The 21,721-nt window shown below is 61.3% G+C and carries 21 protein-coding genes and 5 tRNA genes; 10 read left to right on the top strand and 16 right to left on the bottom strand.

Features of this window, described 5'->3' with window-relative positions:
- Positions 1 to 63 precede the first annotated feature (63 nt).
- Positions 64 to 813, top strand: a complete 750-nt coding sequence (locus LOM8899_RS10115; RefSeq protein ID WP_093992085.1) for a DsbA family protein — start codon at positions 64 to 66, stop codon at positions 811 to 813.
- A gap of 93 nt (positions 814 to 906) precedes the next feature.
- Here LOM8899_RS10115 and ispG read toward each other — a convergent pair whose 3' ends face one another.
- The 3 genes from ispG to hemA all read right to left on the bottom strand — a co-directional run bounded on the left by ispG (position 907) and on the right by hemA (position 4,691).
- Entirely contained in the window at positions 907 to 2,034 is a 1,128-nt protein-coding gene (gene ispG / locus LOM8899_RS10110; RefSeq protein WP_093992084.1) for a flavodoxin-dependent (E)-4-hydroxy-3-methylbut-2-enyl-diphosphate synthase, read from the bottom strand.
- Positions 2,035 to 2,147: 113 nt separating this feature from the next.
- Entirely contained in the window at positions 2,148 to 3,356 is a 1,209-nt protein-coding gene (locus LOM8899_RS10105; protein ID WP_093992083.1) for a helix-turn-helix domain-containing protein, read from the bottom strand.
- A 111-nt stretch (positions 3,357 to 3,467) separates the two neighbouring features.
- Positions 3,468 to 4,691: a 5-aminolevulinate synthase gene (hemA, locus tag LOM8899_RS10100; RefSeq protein WP_093992281.1), complete on the bottom strand. Its 1,224-nt coding sequence runs from the start codon at positions 4,689 to 4,691 to the stop codon at positions 3,468 to 3,470.
- A gap of 194 nt (positions 4,692 to 4,885) precedes the next feature.
- Here hemA and LOM8899_RS10095 point away from each other — a divergent pair, with 194 nt between their 5' ends.
- The gene (locus LOM8899_RS10095) at positions 4,886 to 6,271 is read left to right on the top strand and encodes a M20/M25/M40 family metallo-hydrolase (protein ID WP_093992280.1); all 1,386 of its coding nucleotides are present in this window, start codon (positions 4,886 to 4,888) and stop codon (positions 6,269 to 6,271) included.
- 159 nt (positions 6,272 to 6,430) lie between these two features.
- On the opposite strand, the gene LOM8899_RS10090 is transcribed toward LOM8899_RS10095, so the two are convergent.
- The 3 genes from LOM8899_RS10090 to LOM8899_RS10080 all read right to left on the bottom strand — a co-directional run bounded on the left by LOM8899_RS10090 (position 6,431) and on the right by LOM8899_RS10080 (position 8,028).
- A tRNA-Asp gene (locus tag LOM8899_RS10090) sits at positions 6,431 to 6,507 on the bottom strand.
- Positions 6,508 to 6,539: 32 nt separating this feature from the next.
- Positions 6,540 to 6,616 (bottom strand) — tRNA-Asp (locus LOM8899_RS10085).
- A 314-nt stretch (positions 6,617 to 6,930) separates the two neighbouring features.
- A complete protein-coding gene (locus tag LOM8899_RS10080) occupies positions 6,931 to 8,028 on the bottom strand; it encodes a PA0069 family radical SAM protein (protein WP_211096184.1) in 1,098 nt (365 codons plus the stop codon).
- Between the two features lie 176 nt (positions 8,029 to 8,204).
- Between LOM8899_RS10080 and LOM8899_RS10075 the strand changes: the two genes are divergently transcribed.
- The 4 genes from LOM8899_RS10075 to LOM8899_RS10060 are packed head-to-tail and all read left to right on the top strand — an operon-like array spanning position 8,205 to position 10,132.
- The gene (locus LOM8899_RS10075; RefSeq protein ID WP_093992082.1) at positions 8,205 to 8,906 is read left to right on the top strand and encodes a cobalamin B12-binding domain-containing protein; all 702 of its coding nucleotides are present in this window, start codon (positions 8,205 to 8,207) and stop codon (positions 8,904 to 8,906) included.
- A gap of 55 nt (positions 8,907 to 8,961) precedes the next feature.
- On the top strand, positions 8,962 to 9,180 hold the full coding sequence (locus tag LOM8899_RS10070) for a hypothetical protein (RefSeq protein WP_093992278.1): 219 nt from the start codon (positions 8,962 to 8,964) through the stop codon (positions 9,178 to 9,180).
- A complete protein-coding gene (locus LOM8899_RS10065; protein ID WP_093992081.1) occupies positions 9,180 to 9,494 on the top strand; it encodes a YbjQ family protein in 315 nt (104 codons plus the stop codon). Before LOM8899_RS10070 ends, LOM8899_RS10065 begins: the two co-directional genes overlap by 1 nt.
- Entirely contained in the window at positions 9,491 to 10,132 is a 642-nt protein-coding gene (locus tag LOM8899_RS10060; RefSeq protein ID WP_093992080.1) for a DUF1638 domain-containing protein, read from the top strand. Before LOM8899_RS10065 ends, LOM8899_RS10060 begins: the two co-directional genes overlap by 4 nt.
- Before the next feature lie 34 nt (positions 10,133 to 10,166).
- Here the strand turns inward: LOM8899_RS10060 and LOM8899_RS10055 are convergent, their stop codons facing one another.
- Positions 10,167 to 10,571 carry a SufE family protein gene (locus LOM8899_RS10055; protein ID WP_093992079.1) on the bottom strand — a complete coding sequence of 135 codons (405 nt, stop codon included), beginning with the start codon at positions 10,569 to 10,571 and terminating at the stop codon, positions 10,167 to 10,169.
- An 89-nt stretch (positions 10,572 to 10,660) separates the two neighbouring features.
- On the bottom strand, positions 10,661 to 11,818 hold the full coding sequence (gene rnd / locus LOM8899_RS10050) for a ribonuclease D (RefSeq protein ID WP_093992078.1): 1,158 nt from the start codon (positions 11,816 to 11,818) through the stop codon (positions 10,661 to 10,663).
- 300 nt (positions 11,819 to 12,118) lie between these two features.
- Between rnd and LOM8899_RS10045 the strand changes: the two genes are divergently transcribed.
- Positions 12,119 to 13,288 (top strand): MFS transporter, encoded by a 1,170-nt coding sequence (locus LOM8899_RS10045; RefSeq protein WP_211096183.1) that lies wholly within the window; start codon positions 12,119 to 12,121, stop codon positions 13,286 to 13,288.
- A 95-nt stretch (positions 13,289 to 13,383) separates the two neighbouring features.
- On the top strand, positions 13,384 to 14,376 hold the full coding sequence (locus tag LOM8899_RS10040; RefSeq protein WP_093992076.1) for a Hint domain-containing protein: 993 nt from the start codon (positions 13,384 to 13,386) through the stop codon (positions 14,374 to 14,376).
- On the opposite strand, the gene purN is transcribed toward LOM8899_RS10040, so the two are convergent.
- Together purN and purM are read right to left on the bottom strand one after the other, a co-directional pair.
- Positions 14,373 to 14,972, bottom strand: a complete 600-nt coding sequence (gene purN, locus LOM8899_RS10035) for a phosphoribosylglycinamide formyltransferase (protein ID WP_093992075.1) — start codon at positions 14,970 to 14,972, stop codon at positions 14,373 to 14,375. The genes LOM8899_RS10040 and purN overlap by 4 nt on opposite strands.
- Complete coding sequence (purM, locus tag LOM8899_RS10030) at positions 14,969 to 16,012, bottom strand: phosphoribosylformylglycinamidine cyclo-ligase (protein WP_093992074.1); 1,044 nt, start codon at positions 16,010 to 16,012, stop codon at positions 14,969 to 14,971. Before purM ends, purN begins: the two co-directional genes overlap by 4 nt.
- Before the next feature lie 105 nt (positions 16,013 to 16,117).
- On the opposite strand from purM, the gene LOM8899_RS10025 reads away from it, so the two are divergent.
- Together LOM8899_RS10025 and LOM8899_RS10020 are read left to right on the top strand one after the other, a co-directional pair.
- Positions 16,118 to 16,396, top strand: a complete 279-nt coding sequence (locus LOM8899_RS10025) for a hypothetical protein (RefSeq protein WP_133065006.1) — start codon at positions 16,118 to 16,120, stop codon at positions 16,394 to 16,396.
- 43 nt (positions 16,397 to 16,439) lie between these two features.
- Positions 16,440 to 16,516 (top strand) — tRNA-Ile (locus LOM8899_RS10020).
- Positions 16,517 to 16,566: 50 nt separating this feature from the next.
- Here LOM8899_RS10020 and LOM8899_RS10015 read toward each other — a convergent pair.
- The 6 genes from LOM8899_RS10015 to lon form a co-directional block, all read right to left on the bottom strand.
- Positions 16,567 to 17,496, bottom strand: a complete 930-nt coding sequence (locus tag LOM8899_RS10015) for a pirin family protein (protein WP_093992072.1) — start codon at positions 17,494 to 17,496, stop codon at positions 16,567 to 16,569.
- A 111-nt stretch (positions 17,497 to 17,607) separates the two neighbouring features.
- Positions 17,608 to 17,683, bottom strand: a tRNA-Val gene (locus LOM8899_RS10010).
- Between the two features lie 51 nt (positions 17,684 to 17,734).
- A complete protein-coding gene (locus LOM8899_RS10005; RefSeq protein ID WP_093992071.1) occupies positions 17,735 to 18,310 on the bottom strand; it encodes a histidine phosphatase family protein in 576 nt (191 codons plus the stop codon).
- Positions 18,311 to 18,363: 53 nt separating this feature from the next.
- Positions 18,364 to 18,438, bottom strand: a tRNA-Val gene (locus LOM8899_RS10000).
- 12 nt (positions 18,439 to 18,450) lie between these two features.
- Positions 18,451 to 18,822 carry an HU family DNA-binding protein gene (locus LOM8899_RS09995; protein WP_093992070.1) on the bottom strand — a complete coding sequence of 124 codons (372 nt, stop codon included), beginning with the start codon at positions 18,820 to 18,822 and terminating at the stop codon, positions 18,451 to 18,453.
- A 178-nt stretch (positions 18,823 to 19,000) separates the two neighbouring features.
- Positions 19,001 to 21,409 carry an endopeptidase La gene (gene lon, locus LOM8899_RS09990; protein WP_093992069.1) on the bottom strand — a complete coding sequence of 803 codons (2,409 nt, stop codon included), beginning with the start codon at positions 21,407 to 21,409 and terminating at the stop codon, positions 19,001 to 19,003.
- Positions 21,410 to 21,721 lie beyond the last annotated feature (312 nt).

Here is a 21,721-nt window from a genome sequence, read left to right as displayed (position 1 = left end):
GGTATGATCTGACGGCGGCACGAACAGACGACCGCCGCCGACCACGCAACAGGAAATGACAACATGCTGACACGCCTGATCTCCGGCCCACTTCTGGCCCTCGCCCTCGGCAGCTCCGCCGCCGCCACGGACCTCGCGTCCATGACAGACGAGGAACGGGCAACCTTCCGCGCCGAGATCCGGGCCTATCTGCTGGAGAACCCCGAAGTGCTGATGGAGGCCATCGGCGTTCTGGAACAACGCGAGCAGCAGGCGCAAGCCAACGCCGACGTCGACCTGGCGCGCGCCTATCAGGATGCGCTGTTCAACGACGGCTTCTCCTACGTGGGGGGCAACCCGGAGGGCGACGTCACCATCGTCGAGTTCATGGATTACCGGTGCGGCTACTGCAAACGGGCCTTCCCCGAGGTCGAAGAGCTGATCTCCGCGGACGGCAACGTGCGGTTCATCATCAAGGAATTCCCCATTCTGGGCGAACAATCGGTGCTGGCCGCACAATTCGCCATCGCGACCCAACAGGTCGACGGTGACGAAGCCTACAAACTGGTGCACGACGCCCTGATGACCTTCCGCGGCGACATCACGCTCGACAGCCTGTCGCGGCTGGGCGAAGCCTACGACCTGGACAGCGACAGCATCATCGCCGAGATGAATAGCGACGCGGTCAACGGCATCATCGCCACCAACCGGCAACTGGCCAACCAGATGCAAATCTCCGGCACGCCGACTTTCGTGTTCGACGATCAAATGCTGCGCGGCTACGTGCCGCTCGACCAAATGGAGCTGATCCTCGCCGAAGTGCGAGGCAACTGACAGAGTCACCCGCAGCTGAGCCCCCCGCATAGGGGGGCGAAGACAAGGTAATGCGCCGCAAGGCGCACCTTTTGACAGGTCGCGGCGGTCAGATCACTCCGCCGCGGTCGCCGCCTCCGCCGCTTCCAGTTCCGCGGCTTTGCGCTCCACCTGCTCGACGATATGCTCGATCATATCCTCGTTGCTCTGCTTGTGGCTCTGCTTGCCCGCCAGATAGATCATGCCAGAGCCATTGCCGCCGCCGGTAAAGCCCACGTCGGTCATCAGCGCCTCGCCGGGGCCATTGACCACGCAACCGATGATGCTCAGGCTCATCGGGGTCTTGATATGCTCCAGCCGCTTTTCGAGAATCTCCACGGTCTTGATCACGTCAAAGCCCTGACGGGCGCAGGACGGACAGGAAATGATATTCACACCGCGATGGCGCAGGCCCAGGGACTTGAGGATCTCATAGCCGACCTTCACTTCCTCCACCGGATCGGCGCTAAGCGACACGCGGATCGTGTCGCCGATCCCCATCCAGAGCAAATTGCCAAGCCCGATGGCGCTCTTGATGGTGCCGGATGTCAAACCACCGGCCTCGGTGATGCCCAGATGGATCGGGGCGTCAGTCTGCTCGGCCAGTTGCTGATAGGCGGCGGCGGCCATAAACACGTCAGAGGCTTTGCAACTGATCTTGAACTCGTGAAAGTCGTTGTCCTGCAGGATCTTGATGTGATCGAGACCGCTTTCAACCATCGCATCCGGAGTCGGCTCGCCATATTTGTCGAGCAGATGCTTTTCCAAAGAGCCTGCATTCACACCGATGCGGATCGAGCAATTGTGGTCACGGGCAGCCTTGATGACCTCCTTTACGCGGGCCTCAGAGCCGATATTGCCGGGGTTGATACGCAGACATGCCGCGCCCGCCTCCGCGGCCTCAATCCCACGCTTATAATGGAAATGAATATCGGCCACGATCGGTACGCTCACCTCGCGGACGATCTCCTTGAGCGCCCGGCTCGACTCCTCGTCGGGCACCGAAATGCGGACGATATCGGCCCCCGCCTCGGCGGCACGCTGCACCTGCTCGATCGTCGCCTTGACGTCGGTGGTCAGGGTGTTGGTCATCGTCTGCACGGTGATCGGGGCGTCGCCGCCCACAGGGACGTTGCCCACCATGATCTTGCGAGAAGTGCGACGATAGATGTTCCGCCATGGGCGAATGTGGTTGATAGACATTGCAATCGGCCTTTTGGTTCGGCTGTTTGACGTCAACCTAAGCAGACGGACAGCCCGTCACAACGGCTCTCACGCAAATGCGGGCGATTTGTCTCGCCTAAAAGACGCCGGTTTTATTCGGAAATCTGAACTTCGGCCACATTGACCAGTTCGGCCAGATCGGAATCGCTATCCAGATCGGCCACTTGATAGGTCGAGGTCAGGTTCTCGACCGACAGGGCAACATTCGATGTCACCGTGCCGCGCGGCCCGACAGGGCCGTAGGCGGTACCGTTCACCGCAAAATAGACGGCGCCGGATTCGCCGATCCGCAGTGTCGCAGGCTCTTCAGTCGCAGGAACGGCATAGCTGTCGCCCGCATCCATGATGCCTTCGTAGAGTGTGCTGCCATCGGCCGAACGGACGCGGACCCACGCCGGACGCACAGCGACCAGCATCACCTCGGGAGCAGGCCCCTCGGTCACGCGCACGCCCGACAGGTCAGGCTGCGCCGGTGCGACGGGTTCGGCCTGTGCCAGTTGCGCGGCGGTCGGCAAGTCTGGCGCTTCCGCGACCAGCACGCCGCCGGCGGCGGGGTTGATCCCCACGATCGGCCCGTCACGGGCCACCATCACAGGCACATCAAGCGCCTGCGGGCGATAGAGCCGATCAAGAGCCTCGGGAGACGGCAGGATCGTCGCGACCTCAGTCGGGGATGGGGCTTCGGGGCGAGTGCCACCGGACAGCGGATCGATCTCTGCGACGACGGTCGGAGCCTGCTCCACCGGCGCGAACTGCACCTTCTGCACCTCTTGCAAGACCGACCAGCCGCCATAGCCCAAGCCACCGATCAGAGCGACAAGCACCAGCATGGAGCCGACGGCCTTGGGCTCGACGCCCGAGAACATGCGCTCGCCTGCAGGGATGAACGGGGTCGCGGACGACACGAAGATATCCTTGCCGCTGCCACCGGCGGCCAGCCGCTCTTCACGGCTCGGCTTGACCGACGACGCGGCCGCAGACATGCCATGCGCCGTCGCGAAACCGCTTTCACGGCTGAACGTCTCGAACGCCCAATCGGGGTCCATATTCAGATAGCGGGCATAGGACCGGACGTAGCCGGCGATAAAACCGGGCGTGTCAAAGGCGGTAGGGTCGGCATTCTCGATCGCCGCAATATAGGCGGCCTTGATCTTCAGCTCGCGCTGAACGTCCAACAGGCTCTTGCCCATGGTCGCCCGCTCACCGCGCATGAGATCGCCAAGACGCAACTCGAAAGCGTCAAAGCCCTTGGCTTCAACTTCTTCCGTGGCTTTATTGCGTCGAAAGCCGCGCCCAATCATCCCCGAATCCCGCCGTACTTGTGCCTGCCCGCTTCAACAACGATTCGCTGTTAAAGGAATTACTATGTTTTCCCTAGCATACACGAATTATCGATGCATGGGCAGAAAAGCTTAACCGGCTAGCTCGGCACGATTCAGCGCACAGTGGCTCCAAAGAGTGTCCAATGCCTTAACAAGTGCATCCATTTCACGCGGACCGTGAACGGGCGACGGGGTAAAGCGAAGACGCTCGGTGCCACGGGGCACCGTGGGGAAGTTGATCGGCTGGACATAAATCCCGTGATCGGACAGCAACATATCCGACATCAACTGGGTGTGCTTGGGGTCGCCCACGATCAAGGGAACGATATGGCTGCCGTGATCCACGATCGGCAAGCCAAGGCCCTTGAGGCGCAGCTTCAGGATGCTGGCCTGTGTCTGGTGCTCGGCGCGCAGCGCCTGATCCTGCTTGAGGTGAGCCACGCTCGCAGCCGCACCGGCGGCAATCGCCGGGGGCAAGGAGGTGGTGAAGATAAAGCCCGGCGCATAAGAGCGAACCGCATCCGCCATCTTGGCACTGGTCGCGATATAGCCGCCCATCACGCCAAAGGCCTTGCCCAACGTGCCGTTGATGATGTCGACGCGGTCCATCAACCCGTCGCGCTCGGCCACACCGCCACCGCGGGGGCCATACATGCCCACGGCATGCACTTCGTCGAGATAGGTCAAAGCGCCGAATTCGTCTGCCAGATCGCAAATCTCGCGAATCGGGCCGAAATCCCCGTCCATCGAGTAGACGCTCTCAAAGGCGATCAGCTTGGGTGCGGCGGGATCGTCGGCGGCGAGAAGCTCGCGCAGGTGATCGAGATCGTTGTGGCGGAAGATGCGCTTGGCACCACCGTTGCGGCGGACACCTTCGATCATCGAGGCATGGTTGAGGCTGTCGGAATAGATGATCAGGCCGGGAAACAGGCGGGGCAGCGTGCTCAACGTCGCGTCATTGGCGATGTAGGCGCTGGTGAACAGCAAGGCCGCTTCCTTGCCGTGCAGATCGGCCAACTCAGCCTCCAGCCGGTTGTGATAGACGGTCGTGCCACTGATGTTGCGGGTCCCGCCAGAGCCGGCACCGACAGCGTCGATCGCCTCGTGCATGGCGGCCAGAACGACGGGATGCTGGCCCATTCCGAGATAGTCGTTGCCGCACCACACCGTGACAGGCACCTCGGTGCCATCGGGCTTGGACCATGTCGCGTGGGGGAATTGACCGCGACGGCGGGCAATGTCGATGAACGTCCGGTAGCGACCTTCTTCGTGCAAGCGGCCAATGGCAGCATCAAGCTGGGCGTCGTATTCCACTTGGGTCATCCCCTTCTTCCGTGCAGCAGGCTTAATCGTCCTAAGCGTTCTTGGTTGATATAGAGTGCCCCTTCGCAGGGCAATACGCTACAAATTGACGCCCCTGTGTGCAGATGCACAGGGCGCCACCCTCTATGGACTTCTGAAGGACAAGGCCTAGGCTGCGCTTTGACATGGATCAAAAAGGGCTTCCAATGACTACCGATCGTCTCTCCGCAGTGCTCGAGCACATCGACAACGACCTGCCCGCCGCGATTGAGCGGCTCAAAGATTTGTTGCGGATAAAGTCGATCTCGACGGATCCCGCCTTCGCGGGGGATTGCGACAGCGCCGCCGACTGGCTGGTCAAAGACCTGCAATCCATCGGGTTCGAGACGTCGAAGCGGGACACACCGGGGCACCCGATGGTGGTCGGGCACGCGGGCGACAGCGGTCGTCACCTACTGTTCTATGGACACTACGACGTGCAACCGGTCGATCCGCTGAACCTCTGGGACAACGATCCCTTCGATCCGCAGGTCGAGGACACGCCAAAGGGCAAGGTCATCCGCGGTCGGGGCACGGCAGACGACAAGGGACAGCTGATGACGTTCGTCGAGGCGTGCCGGGCCTGGAAAGCGGTGCACGGCACCCTGCCGACCAGACTGACGATGTTTTTCGAAGGAGAAGAGGAATCGGGCTCGCCCTCGCTCATTCCGTTTCTGAAGGAAAACAGCGAGGAACTCGACGCCGACATCGCGCTGATCTGCGACACCGGGCTGTTCGACGACGAAACCCCGGCGATCACCACGATGCTACGCGGACTTCTCGGTGAGGAGATCGTCATCAAGGGGCCGGACATGGACCTGCATTCAGGCATGTATGGCGGACCGGCGATCAATCCGATCCGGGTTCTGGCGCGGGTCATTGCGGCTCTGCACGACGACACGGGCCGCGTGACCGTGCCCGGCTTCTACGACGGGGTGCCGGAGCTGAGCGACGAGCTTCGGGCGCAGTGGGAGGCATTGGGCTTCGACGCAGAGGGCTTTCTGGCGGATGTCGGGCTGTCAGAGCCGGCAGGCGAAGCCGGTCGGTCGGTTCTGGAAATGATCTGGGCAAGGCCCACCTGCGAGGTCAACGGGATCACGGGGGGCTACACCGGTGACGGGTTCAAGACGGTACTGCCATCCGAAGCACGCGCAAAGATCAGCTTCCGTCTGGTCGGCAGCCAGGACCCGCACAAGATCAGGGAAAGCTTCCGAGAGATGGTGCGCGCGCTGCTGCCCGGCGACTGCACCGTCGAGTTCCACGGGCACGGAAGCTCCCCCGCAAGCGTCATGGCCACCTCCGATCCGGCCTTCGAGATCGCGCGGCAAGCGCTATCACTCGAATGGCCACGACCGGCGGCCTTTGTCGGCGGCGGCGGCTCGATCCCGATCGCCGGCTATTTCAAATCCATCCTCGGACTTGATTCGATGCTGATCGGATTCGGGCGGGACGACGATCTGATCCACTCGCCCAACGAAAAATACTCGATGGACAGCTTTCATAGAGGCATGCGGAGCTGGGCTCGCATCCTCGACGCCCTCAGCGCCGATTGATCTGTCGGAGCCTCCGGCGGGGATATTTTTGACCCAAAGAAGGAGGGCGAGCGCTCATGACTTCTTTGGGTTTGAAATATCCCCGCCGGAGGCATGCGGCACGACGTGCCGCACATCTCGATCAGGTCGGCATCGGGATATCGAGGGAGAGGAGATAAATGGCGCGGTTGACGGGGCTCGAACCCGCGACCCCCGGCGTGACAGGCCGGTACTCTAACCAACTGAGCTACAACCGCGCATTTAATCTGGCGAATTTCAGGGATGACAGTGGCGCGGTTGACGGGGCTCGAACCCGCGACCCCCGGCGTGACAGGCCGGTACTCTAACCAACTGAGCTACAACCGCGCGATACTGTCGTCCTGCTTTCGCCGAACGTAGTGGGGCTTCTAAGCGGCACGATTGGGCGCGTCAAGACGGGAAACGCCGGCTTTTTGCCGGGGCGGTCGAATGCGGTCATTGCACTTGGAAAAAGCGAGGAATGTCGCCCCATAGGCCTGCCTCCGCGTCGGCCGGATATTAAGTGGTTCTGGCACGACCGTGACGCGCGGTTTACGATTTCGGGCGGCCGAGCCAACCGAATTCGACACCGCCCCGATACCGACGTCGGACCGACGTCTTACCGCAGGCCGATCCCGTCGCTTCATACCCATCAACCTTGGTTAACGGTCTTTTGGCCCGAACAAGTCCAGTTGTTCGCCTGCTGCTGGCGGCACGCGAAACAGATCGGTGCGCAATGGCGGCAACCGTCGGTCCAATCCCAGTCTGCGACAGGACAAATCGAACCGCTGCTTCAGGATCTCGGCCCATTTCCCCTGCCCCGTCATCCGGACGCCGAATTCCGGATCATAGTCCCGCCCCCCATGCAGCTCCCGCACCCGCCCCATGATCCGGGCCGCCCTGTCCGGGAACGTCTCTTCCACCCAGTCGCGAAACAGCTGGGCGACCTCTCTGGGCAGGCGAAGCACGATGGACGAAGCAGCCACCGCACCGGCATCGGCACCAGCGGCAAGGATCGCCTCCAGCTCGTGGTCTGTCAGGGCGGGCACCACAGGAGACACCATCAGCCTCACCGGGATACCGGCCTCGGACAAAAGCTTGATCGTGCGCAGTTTTCTCGCTGGTCCCGGCACTCGCGGTTCCATCGCACGGGCCACTTTCGGATCGAGCGACGTGATCGAGATTCCAACCCTCGCCAGACCTTTATCGGCCATCGGCGCGAGGATATCGATATCCCGCTCTATCAGGCTGCCTTTGGTGACAATTGCGACCGGATGGTTGAATTCAGCAAGAACCTGCAACAATCCGCGCATGATTTCGCGCGTCTTTTCAATAGGTTGATAGGGGTCCGTGTTGGTCCCGATGGCGATGACCTTCGGGCTGTATCGCCTGGCCATCAATTCCTTGCGGAGCACATCGGGCGCCTCTGGCCGGGCGATCAGCCGGGTTTCGAAATCGAGGCCGGGCGAGAGCCCGAGATAGGCGTGCGACGGACGCGCAAAGCAATAGATGCACCCATGCTCACAACCGCGATAGGGATTGATCGACCTGTCAAACGACAGATCCGGCGAGGAATTCCTCGTGATCACCCGGCGCGGCACTTCATCCGTTACCTCTGTTCGCAAGGGCGGCAAGTCCTCGGACAGATCCCAACCATCGTCGGTTGCGATCCGCGTCAAACGCTCGAATCTGTTGGTCTGATTGCTCGTCGCGGCACGGCCCTTTCGGCGGCTCGACGGAATTGGCGTCACTGCATCCATGCGGCCATTTTAGAACAAAAGAGGAACGCATGAAATAGGCTCATGATCCTCCTGCGCATTATTCCATTGATCTTGCGTCGGTCGCGCGTCAGGCAGTGTCGCAAACCATTCAGACGCGAAACCGCTTTTTGCGGCAAATCAGACGAACACCAACATGCCCCACGAGAGGGAACCCAATGGCTGACGACGACGAAATCATCCTCTCCGAACTTGATGACGAGGATCTCGTCGCGCAAATGTTCGACGACCTCTACGACGGTCTCAAAGAAGAGATCGAAGAAGGCGTCAACATCCTGATCGAACGAGGATGGGCCCCCTACGACGTGCTGACCAAGGCTCTGGTCGGCGGCATGACCATCGTGGGCAACGACTTCCGGGACGGTATTCTCTTTGTGCCCGAAGTGCTCTTGGCTGCAAACGCCATGAAAGGCGGGATGGCGATCCTCAAGCCGCTCCTGATCGAAACCGGGGCACCGCGCGTCGGCAAGATGGTGATCGGTACCGTGAAAGGCGACATCCACGATATCGGCAAGAACCTCGTGTCCATGATGATGGAAGGCGCAGGCTTCGAAGTGGTCGATCTGGGGATCAACAACGCCGTCGAGAGCTACATGGAAGCTCTCGAAGCGGAAGGGCCCGATATCCTTGGCATGTCCGCCCTGCTGACGACGACCATGCCCTATATGAAAGTCGTCATCGACACCCTCAAGGAAAAGGGTATCCGCGACGATTACATCGTGCTCGTCGGGGGTGCGCCTTTGAACGAAGAATTCGGCAAAGCCATCGGGGCTGACGCCTATTGCCGCGACGCGGCCGTCGCCGTGGAAACCGCCAAGACCTTCGTGGCGCGCAAGCATAATCAGGGGGCGACAGCCTAGCCGCCCCTACCCCTCCGCCCATTTCGTTCCTATCTATTGGGCAAAGGAGATGCCCATGCCGTTAGAACGCCTGATGCTCATTCTCGTGATCGTGGTTGCCGCGGCCGGTGCCACGATCTGGGTGGGGTCGATCCTCGTGGCCTCGACCGTCAGCCCGGGCGGTGCTTTGGCGATCGCCATCCCGACCGCTTTGGTTGCCTATATCATCTGGCGGGTCATTGCCGAACGCTTGGGCAATGACGAAGACGATCACTACGATCGGATAGAGAAATAATGTTGATCACCACGACAGATTCAGTCGCCGGACGCGACGTCGCGGAAACCCTCGGTCTGGCGCGCGGCGCTACAGTGCGCGCCAAACATATCGGCACCGATATCATGGCCGGGCTGCGCAACGTCGTCGGCGGAGAGATGAAGGGCTACTCTTCGATGCTGGCCGGCGCCCGCGAGCAGGCAATCGACAGGATGTGCGAAGAGGCAAAGGCGATGGGTGGCAACGCGGTCATCGGATTTCGGATGGAAACCTCCGCGATCATGAACGGCGCCTCCGAGATCGTCGCCTACGGCACCGCTGTCAGATTGCGATGACACTCGACGACCAGTCGCTTACCCAATCCGGACTTGCCGCCACGGGCAAGGGGTCAGTCTTGCTTTTGGCTTGCGGGGCGCTGGCACATGAAATCCTGGCGCTGAAACGGGCCAACAACTGGACCCATCTCGACCTGCAGTGTCTGCCGGCGATCCTGCACAATCATCCCGAACAGATCACGCCGCGGGTCGAGCAGGCCATCGAAAAGCACCGCAAGGACTACGAGACGATTTTCGTGGTCTATGCGGATTGCGGCACCGGAGGGCACCTGCAGGCCGCCTGCGACCGTTTGGGCGTCAGAATGATCGAAGGCCCGCATTGCTACAGCTTCTTCGAGGGAAACGCAGCCTTCGCAGAGCGCAACGAGATCACCGCCTTTTACCTGACCGACTTCTTGGTCAAACAGTTCGATGCCTTCGTCTGGCGGCCACTTGGGCTCGACCGGCATCCCGAATTGCGCAACATGTATTTCGGCAACTACACAAAGCTGGTCTACCAATCACAGACGGATGATCCGGCCCTGACGGACTTGGCACGATCCCATGCTGATCGCCTCGGCCTCGCCTTCGAGCATCGCAGGACAGGATACGGCGACCTCGAAAAAGCCCTGGCGCGGCTCGGCCCTTCTTTGGGTTGAAAATATCCCGGGGTTTGGGGCAGAGCCCCAAGACTCACTCCGCCGCGAATTGCCCGATCCGCTCGACCATTGCCCTCACCCCGTTCGAACGCTGCGCGGACAGGTGCTCGTTAAGGCCCAACCGGCCCAATTCGGCGCGCGCATCCACCTTGGCCACCTCATCGACAGGCAGATCGTTGTAGAGCGCCGCAAGGACCGCAATCAGGCCCCGGACGATCATCGCGTCGCTATCGCCCTCGAACCGGAACAGCCCATCGTCGCGATGCGGGACGAGCCAGACCTGACTGGCGCAGCCGTTGACCTTGGTGGCCGGCACCTTGAAGGCGTCGTCCAGCGGCGGCATGGCCTTGCCCATGTCGATCAAATGACGATAGCGGTCTTCCCAATCGTCCAGAAAATCAAAGGTTTCCGCGATTTCTTCAAAGGCTTCCGTGGCCATGACGGGCTCCTGTCGGTGTTGTCATCTCAGGACTTAGGTGGGCGGACGACCAACGTCCACCCCCGTCAGGGTCGCACTTCCGATGCCGGCTAGAGACGGATGGTGACCACGTCGTTGCCCTTGGCCATCAGGGCCACCTTGCCTTCGCACAACAATAGCGCGTCGGTGCCGAACACTTCGCCGCGCCAGCCGCTGAGCGACGGCAGCTTGCGCTGACCGCTGGCGATCATGTCCAGCTCGGCCGAGGTGGCGATCAGCTTCTGCGCAACCCCCTCGCCTTCCGCCTTGGCCTTCAGAAGGACGCGCAGCAAATCCGCCAATGCGGGGTTCACCTGCATCTGCTGGCGCTGCTTGTCCGGCTTGGGAAGCTCTTCTTGCGGCAAGGCTTGCGCGGTCTGAATCGCCGCAAGGATACCCTCGGCAATGTCGCCACGACGCGCCTCACGCAATAGCAGGCGCGAGCGGCCCAGATCCTGCTCGTTCTGCGGCTTGGTCGAGGCCAATTCGATCAGCGCATCGTCCTTGAACACCCGCGAGCGCGGCACGTCGCGGTCTTGGGCATAAGTCTCCCGGAACTTGGCCAATTCACGGACAATCGCCAGAAACTTGGGCGATGTCGTGCGCGTCTTGATGCGCATCCATGCCTTTTCCGGATCGACCAGATAGGTGTCCGGATCGTTGAGCACCGCCATTTCCTCCGCAACCCACCGCGCACGGCCGGATTTTTCCAGCTCGGCGGCAAGGTATTCATAGACCACCCGCAAATGCGTGACATCGGCCAAGGCATATTTCATCTGCGCCTGGCTCAGCGGGCGGCGCGACCAATCGGTAAAGCGCGAGGATTTGTCGACTTCGGCCTTTGCGATCTTGCGCACCAAGGTCTCATATCCGGCCTGTTCGCCAAATCCGCAAACCATCGCCGCGACCTGGGTATCAAACAGCGGGCTCGGGATCACGTCCGCATCGACGCAGAAAATTTCAAGGTCTTGCCGGGCGGCATGAAACACCTTGACCACCGCCTCGTTGCGAAACAGGTCATACAGCGGCTCGAGGCTGATGCCTTCGGCGAGCGGGTCGATCAAGACGGCATTTTCGTCTGTGTTTCCCGGCATGGCCACCTGCACGAGGCAGAGCTTGGCGAAATAGGTCCGCTCGCGGAGAAACTCGGTATCGACGGTCACATAGGGAACAGTCGCTGCCTTGGCGCAGTATTCTGCCAAAGCGTCTGTGGTAGTGATAACTTGCATTGCGGCCTGCCTGTTTTTAACCCGTTCCGGTGCCCCGGGGTGCCGGTCTGACGGCTTTTCAACAGTCTAGGCGAATGGTTTACCAAAGGAAAGGCTTCGCGGCCGCAAGGCTGCGACCGTCCGCCGACGGCGCGCAGCGCCTGCACGATCACCATCACCGGCGGGAGGATCGCACTATCTAAGCGTGTATTCCTGCACTGGTCTCCGTCCAACCAGCGGCGTATCAGCAGGATTGAATATCCGCACGAACAAGGCGCCAGGCACATCCCCCGGACCCGCGAACATATCCTGCTCTATGCCATGCTCACCTCGCTTACGGCGATGAGCATGGATGCGGTGTTGCCGGGGCTGCGGGCGATCGGCCTAGAGCTGGGGGCCGCGCCGCCTCTTTCGACACAGTCGATCATCTCGCTGTTCATTCTCGGCATGGCATTTGGAGAAATCGCCATCGGGCCGATTTCCGATGCGATCGGACGCAAACCTGCGCTGTTTCTGGGGCTTGGGCTGTATCTGGCCGGCACCCTCCTCGCCCTGTTCGCCGGTTCGATCGAGGTGCTGGTTCTGGGGCGCTTTCTGCAAGGCGTCGGGGTCGCCGGACCCAAGATCGCGACCCGAGCGATGATCCGCGATCAGTTCGAGGGCGACGCCATGGCCCGCGTCATGTCGATGATATTTTCGATCATCATCTTTGTGCCGATGCTGGCACCGTTTCTGGGGCAAGGGGTCATCCTGCTGGCCGGCTGGCGGCCGATCTTTGCCGCATATCTCGCATTTGCACTGACCTTGGGGCTCTGGGTCGCCCTGCGTCAGCCAGAGACCCTCCCGCAGGCACGCAGGGTGCCGCTGCGCCTTCTGCCCTTGGCGCGAAACGCTGGCCATATTCTGGCCAGTGGGCGGGTCTCTGCACTCATCTTGGCCACTGGACTGGTGTTCGGAACGCAACTCTTGTTTCTGAGCACGGCGGTCGATCTGTTTTACGATGCCTATGCCATCAGCACCGGGTTTCCGGTCTATTTCGCGGTCATTGCGGCGGCGACAGGGCTGGCGTCGTTCCTCAATGGATCGCTGGTCTCGCGGTTCGGGATGAACAGGATGGCACGGGCGGGGTTTTATGGCCTGACCGGCTCGGGCGTGCTGCTCGCCGTTGCCTCTTTCTCGCATGATGGGTCTCCGCCGCTCGCGGTGTTCATGGGGCTTTGCTTTGGCAGCTTCTTTGCGATTGGCGTTCTTTTCGGCAATCTCAATGCAATGGCCATGCAGAGTTTGGGCCGGATGGCCGGGCTGGGCGCTTCGCTGATCGCCTCCGGTTCCAGCCTCGTCGCCGCCCTTTTCGCGATGGGTCTGGGCGCGGCCTACGACGGACAGGCTCTGTATCTGGCCATCGGTTTCGCCGTGTCAGGTGCGGTCGGGCTGGCCCTTGCCGAATATGCGTTGCAAGCGGATACAACACCGATTCAGCCGATCAAATAGATCGCGACAGCCAACTTGCCTGAACACAATTTTACCGATAGTGTTAATGAAAATAAGAGGCGCCCGGGGGGGCACAGTCTCAGAGGGGCCGAGCGGTGGCCACCGAAACGATTTATCTGACCGGCAATCAGATCGGAATCTACGATTCCGTGTCGATGAGCGGGAACAGTAACGGCGTGAAGGTCACCCTGAACGGCGTGGAGACGCTTGGGTCAGAGACAGATATCTTTCGGGTCGAGATCACCCAAGTCACCGATGGCGACGGCTCGTTTCAAAACGGTCAGTTCGTCGCGATCTATGCCTATCCAGACACCGATCCGCCCTCGCCTCCGATCTATTCCAGCCTGAACCCGCAAGACGATCAGTTTCAGGGCCGGGCGTCTTCGTCAGAGCATCAAATCTTCACGAGCCCCGACAACATCGTGTTCGACGTCAACGGGTTGGAAGAAGGCGATGTGCGATACGGGCCCGGCAAGTATCCGCTTCGATCCGAACAACTGGAATTCGACGCATTCCCGTCGACCCCGCCCATTGTGCCCTGCTTTGCCAAGGGTACACGCATCAGGGTGCCTGACGGCACAAGGCGGATCGAGGATCTTCGGGTTGGCGATTTCGTGCACACGCTCGATCACGGGCCACAGCGGATCCGATGGATCAGCGCACGCACCGTGCCGGCCCTCGGGCGCTTTGCCCCGATCGAATTCGCTGCCGGAAGCCTTGGCAACCGGCGGAAACTTGTGGTCTCGCCCGAGCATCGGATGCTGATCCGGGGCTGGCGGGCCGAGGTTTGTTTTGGCGAAGACGAAGTCTTTGTCGCGGCCAAGCATCTGGTCAACGATCAGACCATCCGGCAGATCAGCGGTGGTGAAGTAAGCTATTACCACATGACCTTTGACCGGCACGAGATCGTGTTTGCGGAAGGCATCCCGTCCGAGAGCCTTCATCTGGGTGATATGGCCCTCAGGTCCATGACAAGAGACGCCCGGGCGGAGATCATCGAACTGTTCCCCGAGCTTGCCGGAACAGCGTCCCGACCAGGCACCGCACGGCGGTGTCTCAAGGCATGGGAAGCCCGGGTGGTCGCCTAGAGATAGACCGGAGACTTGTCGCCTGCGGCAAACCGGCGAAGCACGGCAGGATACAGCCGGTGCTCCAACGGCAGCAGCCGCGCGGCGAGGCTGTCGGGAGTATCTCCCGGCTCGATCGTGATCTTTGCCTGCCCGAGGATCGGACCATCATCCAGATCCGCTGTCACTTCGTGAACCGTGCAACCGTGCTCCGTGTCGCCTGCCTCCAACGCCCGTGCATGGGTATGCAGCCCCTTGTATTTAGGCAAAAGAGAGGGGTGGATGTTCAGCATCCGTCCCTTCCAATCGGCCGTGAAACCGGGCGTCAGGACGCGCATGAACCCTGCCAGACAGATCAGATCGATCTTCGCAGCGGCGAGTATCCGGCTGAGCTCTGCCTCAAATGCGACCCGGTCCTTGCCATATGGTCTGTGATCGACGGCAAAGGTCGGCACAGCGAGCTTGCGGGCCTTGGCCAGCCCGCCGGCTTCCGGATCGTTCGACAGCACCAGAACCGGGCGCGCAGGATGGTCCGCGGTCATCGACCGCACCAAAGCCTCCATATTCGAACCGCCACCCGAAATCAGGATCGCGGTCCGCTTATGCCCAGTGCTCACAACTGCCCCTTGTAGGTGACGCCGCTGCCCTTGATGACAGTTCCAAGCCGGTAGACGGTCTCGCCCTCGGCCCGCAACTGGTCAGCCAGCGCATCGGCGCGGTCGGCCGCGACGATCAGGGTCATCCCGACGCCGCAGTTGAACGTCTTGAGCAGCTCGCGCCCCTCGATGCCGCCGAGGTCGGCAAGCCATTTGAACAGATCCGGCAATTCCCAGCTATTCAGATCAATCTCGGCTCCCAACCCCTCGGGAAAGACGCGGGGCAGATTCTCGGTCAGGCCGCCGCCGGTGATATGGGCCAACCCATGAACGCCGCCGGCCCGGATCGCAGCCAGGGCGGACAGGACATACAGGCGTGTCGGCGTCAGCAGCACCTCGCCCACCGTCACGTCCCCATGCGGATAGGGCGTGTCCCAATTGATCCCGGCCATCTCCATCACCTTGCGGACCAGCGAATAACCGTTGGAATGAACGCCATCGGAGGCGAGGCCAAGGATCACATCCCCCTCGGTCACGCCGTCTGGCAGGGCTGTGCCCCGCTCCATCGCGCCAACGGCAAAGCCGGCTAGGTCGAAATCGTCCTTGGCATACATGCCGGGCATCTCGGCGGTTTCGCCGCCCACCAACGCACAGCCAGAGCGCACACAGCCCTCGGCGATACTCTCCACGATGCGAGCGGCCTGATCGACGTCCAGCTTGCCGGTGGCAAAGTAGTCGAGAAAGAAGAGAGGCTCGGCCCCTTGGCACACCAGATCGTTGACGCACATCGCGACCAGATCGATGCCAAGGCCGTCGACGTGGCCGGTGTCGATACCGATGCGCAGCTTGGTGCCGACGCCATCGGTCGCGCCCACGAGTATGGGGTCGGAATAGCCCGCGGCCTTGAGGTCGAACAGCGCGCCAAATCCACCAAGGCCAGACATGGTGCCCGCCCGATTGGTCCGTTTGGCCGCCGGTTTGATTCGCTCGACAAGCGCGTTGCCTGCGTCGATATCCACGCCAGCGGCCGCATAGGTCAGCCCGTTCTTGATCGTCATCATAGCCCCCAGAGCCCGAAAGTTTGCGCAGCGTTAGACCAACACCGGCTCAGGTGCAATCTTTGCGGCGTTAACCCGGCTTCAATGGCTTTGAGTCAAATTGAGGACATGACATTTCACCGCCTCCTCCCGCTCCTCGCACTAATCGCCTCGCCCGCTCTCTCGGCAGGGTCAGACCCGTTGCCTCTGGGCATAGACGGTCCGTGGATAGCGATTCCCGCGGCAACTGACGTCAACATCGGCCCCCTGTCCGACGACGCGATCGCCGCCCTGGCCGACCTCGATGGCGATCCGTCGATCACCACCGACCAGGAAGCAGCGATGATTGCCCTTTTGATGCAGGTTCTGGGGTCGAATCCACGGCGCGATGCACCTCTGGATGACTGATCGCGCTTGACCCCCGGCCCCGGTTTTGCGACGGAGAGGACGGGGGCCTGTAGCTCAATTGGTTAGAGCAAACCGCTCATAACGGTTTGGTTGCGGGTTCAAGTCCTGCCGGGCCTACCATTTTCCCCAGTAGATGCGGACATTCGCAAAACTCAGGAAACATCCCCCACCTACCCCGGCGCGGGAATGAATTCGTCGTCGTCCCCCGGCGGCAACTGAAAGCGACCGTGCTGCCAGTCGCCCGCCCGCCACGCTTCCTTGGCCGCCTCAATGCGTTCTTTCGACGACGCGACGAAATTCCACCAGATGTGACGCGGCCCGTCCATCACAGCGCCTCCGAGCAGCATCAAGCGGGCCCCATTCGGCCCCGCCTTGAGGCTGACATTGTCGCCCGGCCGGAAAACCAGCATCCGGCCCGCGTCAAAGTCCTGCCCTGCGACGGTGACGGAACCGCTCAGCACATAGGCACCGCGGTCCTCGTGATTCTCTGGCAACGGAATGGCGGCACCGGATTTCAGGATCACCTCCAGATAGAACATCTCGGATGGAGTCTCGACGGGCGCGGTCTCGCCATAGGCAGAGCCAAGGATCAGACGCAGGAATTTGCCCTCGGCATCCAGAACCGGCAATTTGTCGGCTGACACATGGGCAAAGGCCGCAGGGCTGTCCTCCATGTCCGTGGGCAAGGCGATCCAGCTTTGGAGCCCCTGCAACGTCACCGGGCGTTCGCTGTCATCCATGCGCTCTGAATGAGTGATCCCGCGTCCAGCCGTCATCAGATTGACGGCCCCCTCCTCGATCCAGGTGTCGGTCCCGAGGCTGTCACGGTGATGCATCCGCCCGTTCTGCAGATAGGTAACCGTGGCCAAGCCGATATGGGGATGCGGGCGCACATCGACGCCCTGGCCCGTCAGAAACTCCGCCGGGCCGAACTGATCAAAAAAGATGAACGGGCCAACCATCTGACGCTTTGCCGACGGCAAGGCCCGACGCACTTCAAAACCGCCCAGATCATGGGCGCGGGGAACGATGACCGTGTCGATGGAATCGACGGCATCGCCAATTGGATAGTCGGGGTCGAGGATGGGGTTCCAGCTCATTTCCGTGTCTCCTTTTCTGTCAAAAAGGATAGTCGGCGTCGCCCTCATGCACAATTGGCCAGCATAACGAGGCTTCCGTGCGCAATTGAACAGAACCCTGCGGAGGAGGAATGGTGGGTGGTGAGGGGCTCGAACCCCCGACATTTTCGGTGTAAACGAAACGCTCTACCAACTGAGCTAACCACCCGCGGTGCACCGGATAGCCAAGTCTCGTCGCCGCTGCAAGCCCTTCTTTTCCCTATGGATGCAACTCGGCGTGCTGGCGGTTGAGGACGTGATGGACGACACCCTGCCCCCCCGGCAACTCGTTGAGGCGGTCAGGCCCCCAGCCCATCGCGGCCGTTCGCAGAACCCTCGACGTGATCCCGTGAGTCACCAGAACGCTCGGGCCGGTCAGCGACCCCAAGAAGGCTTCGGCACGGGCGAACAGGTGCTCGATCGGCTCGCCGCCCGGCGCACTGGCGTAGTAGTCGAGGAAGTGGGCATCCTCCGGCAAGTCCGACTGGGCGCGAATCTGGTCGCGGCTCAGGCCGGTCCACTGGCCCACCGAAATTTCGCGCAGGCGAGCATCCTCTATGATCCCGTCCACGGTCCCGAGAATCAGTTCGGCCGTCTTACGGGCGCGACCGAGCGGGCTGGCATAGAAGCGATGCGTCGCCGGGGTGATCCCCTCTCGGCGTAAAATGGCACCGACGGCGCGGGCCTGCACCCTGCCCTGCTCTGTCAGCGGCGAATCCAGATCGCCCTGCCAACGGCTTTCGCGGTTCCATTCGGTCTCGCCGTGACGGATGACAAACAGCTCGGGTAAATTCATCTGCGGCCCCTATAGACAGAAAAGGCGCATCCCGCAGGATGCGCCCCGAATTCTGGTGGGTGATAAGAGATTTGAACTCCTGACATCTTCGATGTGAACGAAGCGCTCTACCACTGAGCTAATCACCCGTGGGGGGTCATTTAGCTGTCCTTGCCGTCCTCTGCAAGAGTCTCCTGCGTCGTCAGGTCCACACGGTTCCTGACGAGGCGCAATGAATAGGCATTGCCGCGGGGTGTCTCCTTCTCGCGGTTGACCTTTGCCTTGCCGAACGGCGGGATGTTGACCTCCTCGCCATTGGCCAGTGCCTCGCCCAATATGGCAAGCGTCGCCTCCATCGCCGTCTTGGCATCGCCTCGCCGCATGCCAGAGCGTTCCACGACGCGCTCCAGAAATTCCTTCTTCTTGACCTGAACCTTCAGCGTCGGTGCAATCTCTGCCGCGGCACCGTCGGACGCCACCAGAACAGGCTTCACTTCTGCCGTTTTCGAAGAAGTTGCGGATTTCGTCGCCATGTGCCTGCTCCTGTGGGCCAAAGATTTTGTCAAAGGCTATACGGATCGGGTTGCCAAGACCATAAGCTAGATAGGCCTAGCAAGGGCGCGCGGTCGGAGCAGAGGTCATCGCCTTGAGGGCCGCAAAGAAAACGGGCGCCCGAATGGACGCCCGTTCTCAAATCATAGCCGGAAAAGGTCAGTGGGTGACCGCACCCGCACCGCCGTCGACGGATTTGGCTGATGCTAGGGCCGCGGCTTCTTCGGCCTCTTCGTCCCACTCGATCGGCTCGGGTTGCGACACAAGCGCATGCTTGATCACCTCCGACACGTGCTTGACCGGGATGATGGTCAACCCTTCTTTCACGTTGTCCGGGATCTCTGGCAGATCACGCTCGTTTTCCTCGGGGATCAGAACCGTCGTGATCCCGCCCCGCAGAGCAGCAAGCAACTTCTCCTTGAGACCACCGATCGGCATCGCATTGCCGCGCAGGGACACTTCGCCGGTCATCGCGATATCGCGGCGCACGGGGATTTGCGTCAGCACCGAGACAATCGAGGTGACCATTGCCAAACCGGCAGAAGGACCATCCTTCGGTGTCGCCCCGTCCGGCACGTGGACGTGAATGTCCAGCTTGTCGAACTTCGTCGGCTTCACCCCGATCTGCGGGCTGATGGAGCGGACATAGGACGATGCCGCCTCAATGGATTCCTTCATCACATCGCCCAGCTTACCCGTCGTCTTCATCCGGCCCTTGCCGGGCAAACGCAGCGCCTCGATAGAGAGCAACTCGCCGCCCACGGAGGTATAGGCAAGGCCGGTCACGACCCCGATCTGATCCTCCAGCTCGGCCAGACCATAACGGTGCTTTTTCACGCCCAGATAATCCGACAGATTGTCCGGCGTCACCGACACGGTATCGAGTTCCTTGCGCACGATCTTCGTCACCGCCTTGCGGGCGATTTTCGAGAGCTCACGCTCAAGGTTCCGCACACCGGCCTCGCGGGTATAGGTGCGGGTCATCTCGGTCAGCGTGTCGTCGCTGATCTGCAATTCCTTTGCCTTCAGACCATGGTTCTTCATGACCTTCGGGATCAGGTGCTGCTTGGCGATCTCGCGCTTTTCGTCGTCGGTATAACCCGACAGCGAGATGATCTCCATCCGATCAAGAAGCGGCCCCGGCATGTTGTAGGAGTTTGCCGTGGTCAGGAACATCACGTTCGACAGATCATATTCGACCTCGAGGTAGTGGTCGATGAAGGTCGCGTTCTGCTCCGGATCAAGCACCTCGAGCATGGCAGACGCCGGGTCGCCACGGAAATCCTGACCCATCTTGTCGATCTCGTCGAGGAGGATGAGCGGATTGGTCGTCTTTGCCTTTTTCAGCGCCTGGATGATCTTGCCGGGCATCGAGCCGATATAGGTCCGACGGTGGCCGCGGATTTCGCTCTCGTCGCGCACGCCACCGAGCGAGATGCGGATGAATTCGCGCCCCGTGGCCTTGGCGACAGACTTGCCCAGCGAGGTCTTACCCACGCCCGGAGGGCCGACGAGGCACATGATCGGCCCCTTCAGCTTGGCCGAGCGCTGCTGCACGGCGAGGTATTCGACGATCCGTTCCTTGACCTTCTCAAGGCCGTAGTGATCGTCGTCCAGCACCTTCTGGGCCAGCGTCAGATCCTTCTTGGTGCGGCTCTTGACGCCCCACGGCAGGCACAGGATCCAATCGAGGTAGTTGCGTACAACAGTCGCCTCGGCGCTCATCGGCGACATGTTCTTGAGCTTCTTGAGCTCGGCGGCGACCTTCTCTTCGGCCTCCTTGCTCAGCTTGGTCTCGGCGATGCGCTTCTCCAGCTCGGCGACCTCGTTCTGGCCGTCCTCACCGTCACCCAGTTCCTTCTGGATCGCCTTCATCTGCTCGTTGAGATAATACTCGCGCTGGGTCCGCTCCATTTGGGATTTCACGCGGGTCTTGATCTTCTTCTCGACCTGCAGCACGGACATCTCGCCCTGCATCAGGCCGTAAACCTTCTCAAGCCGCTCCGCCACGCTCAGCGTTTCCAGCAGGTCCTGCTTCTGGTTCACTTCGATGCCCAGATGGCCGGCGACCAGATCGGCCAGCTTGGCCGGTTCGTTGGCTTCGGTCACCGCCGAGAGCGCCTCTTCGGGGATGTTCTTGCGAACCTTGGCATAGCGGTCGAATTCCTGAGCGACGCTGCGCACGAGCGCGGCCACGGTCTCCTCGTCGCCCGGCATCTCGGTCAGATACTCGGCACTCGCCTCGAAGAAGCGGTCGTTGGGAAGGTATTCGGTGATGCGCACACGGCTCTTGCCCTCGACAAGCACCTTCACGGTGCCATCGGGCAGTTTGAGCAGTTGCAGCACATTGGCCAGCACACCGGCCTTGTAGATGCCGTCTGAGGACGGATCATCGACGCCGGGGTCGATCTGGCTGGACAGCAGAATCTGCTTGTCGTCGGCCATCACTTCTTCCAGCGCCCGCACCGATTTCTCGCGGCCCACGAAGAGCGGCACGATCATGTGCGGGAAAACCACGATGTCGCGCAGCGGCAGCACCGGGTACGATGCGGCTAAGGGAGTTTGCATGCTCGTATCCTTGTTATTGGCAAGACCGCCGCGGTCCCTATCAAAGGCAACCCAAGGGTGGTCTCCTGTCAGAGCACATACTTGGGGCAAGGCACCACCGGTTTCAAGCGTTCCGGACTAAGTTCACAATGCCTTTCCTCCGACTGGGTCGCAAGCGCGATCTCTTTTTCGGCCCGGACAGGCAGTCGTGTTTTTGCCCTCAACTCTTCGCAAATTTCCGTCAAATCACCGGGCAAAAAGGCGGAAAACAGGGAATTGAGATTTGCGCCGCGCGGTCTTCAGGCAAAAGCACCGTTTCAGCGTCCTGACCCC

The sequence above is a fragment of the Flavimaricola marinus genome, assembly GCF_900184895.1.
In the GTDB taxonomy this organism is placed as follows: Bacteria; Pseudomonadota; Alphaproteobacteria; order Rhodobacterales; family Rhodobacteraceae; genus Flavimaricola; species Flavimaricola marinus.
This window is presented reverse-complemented; position numbering and strand designations above follow the sequence as displayed.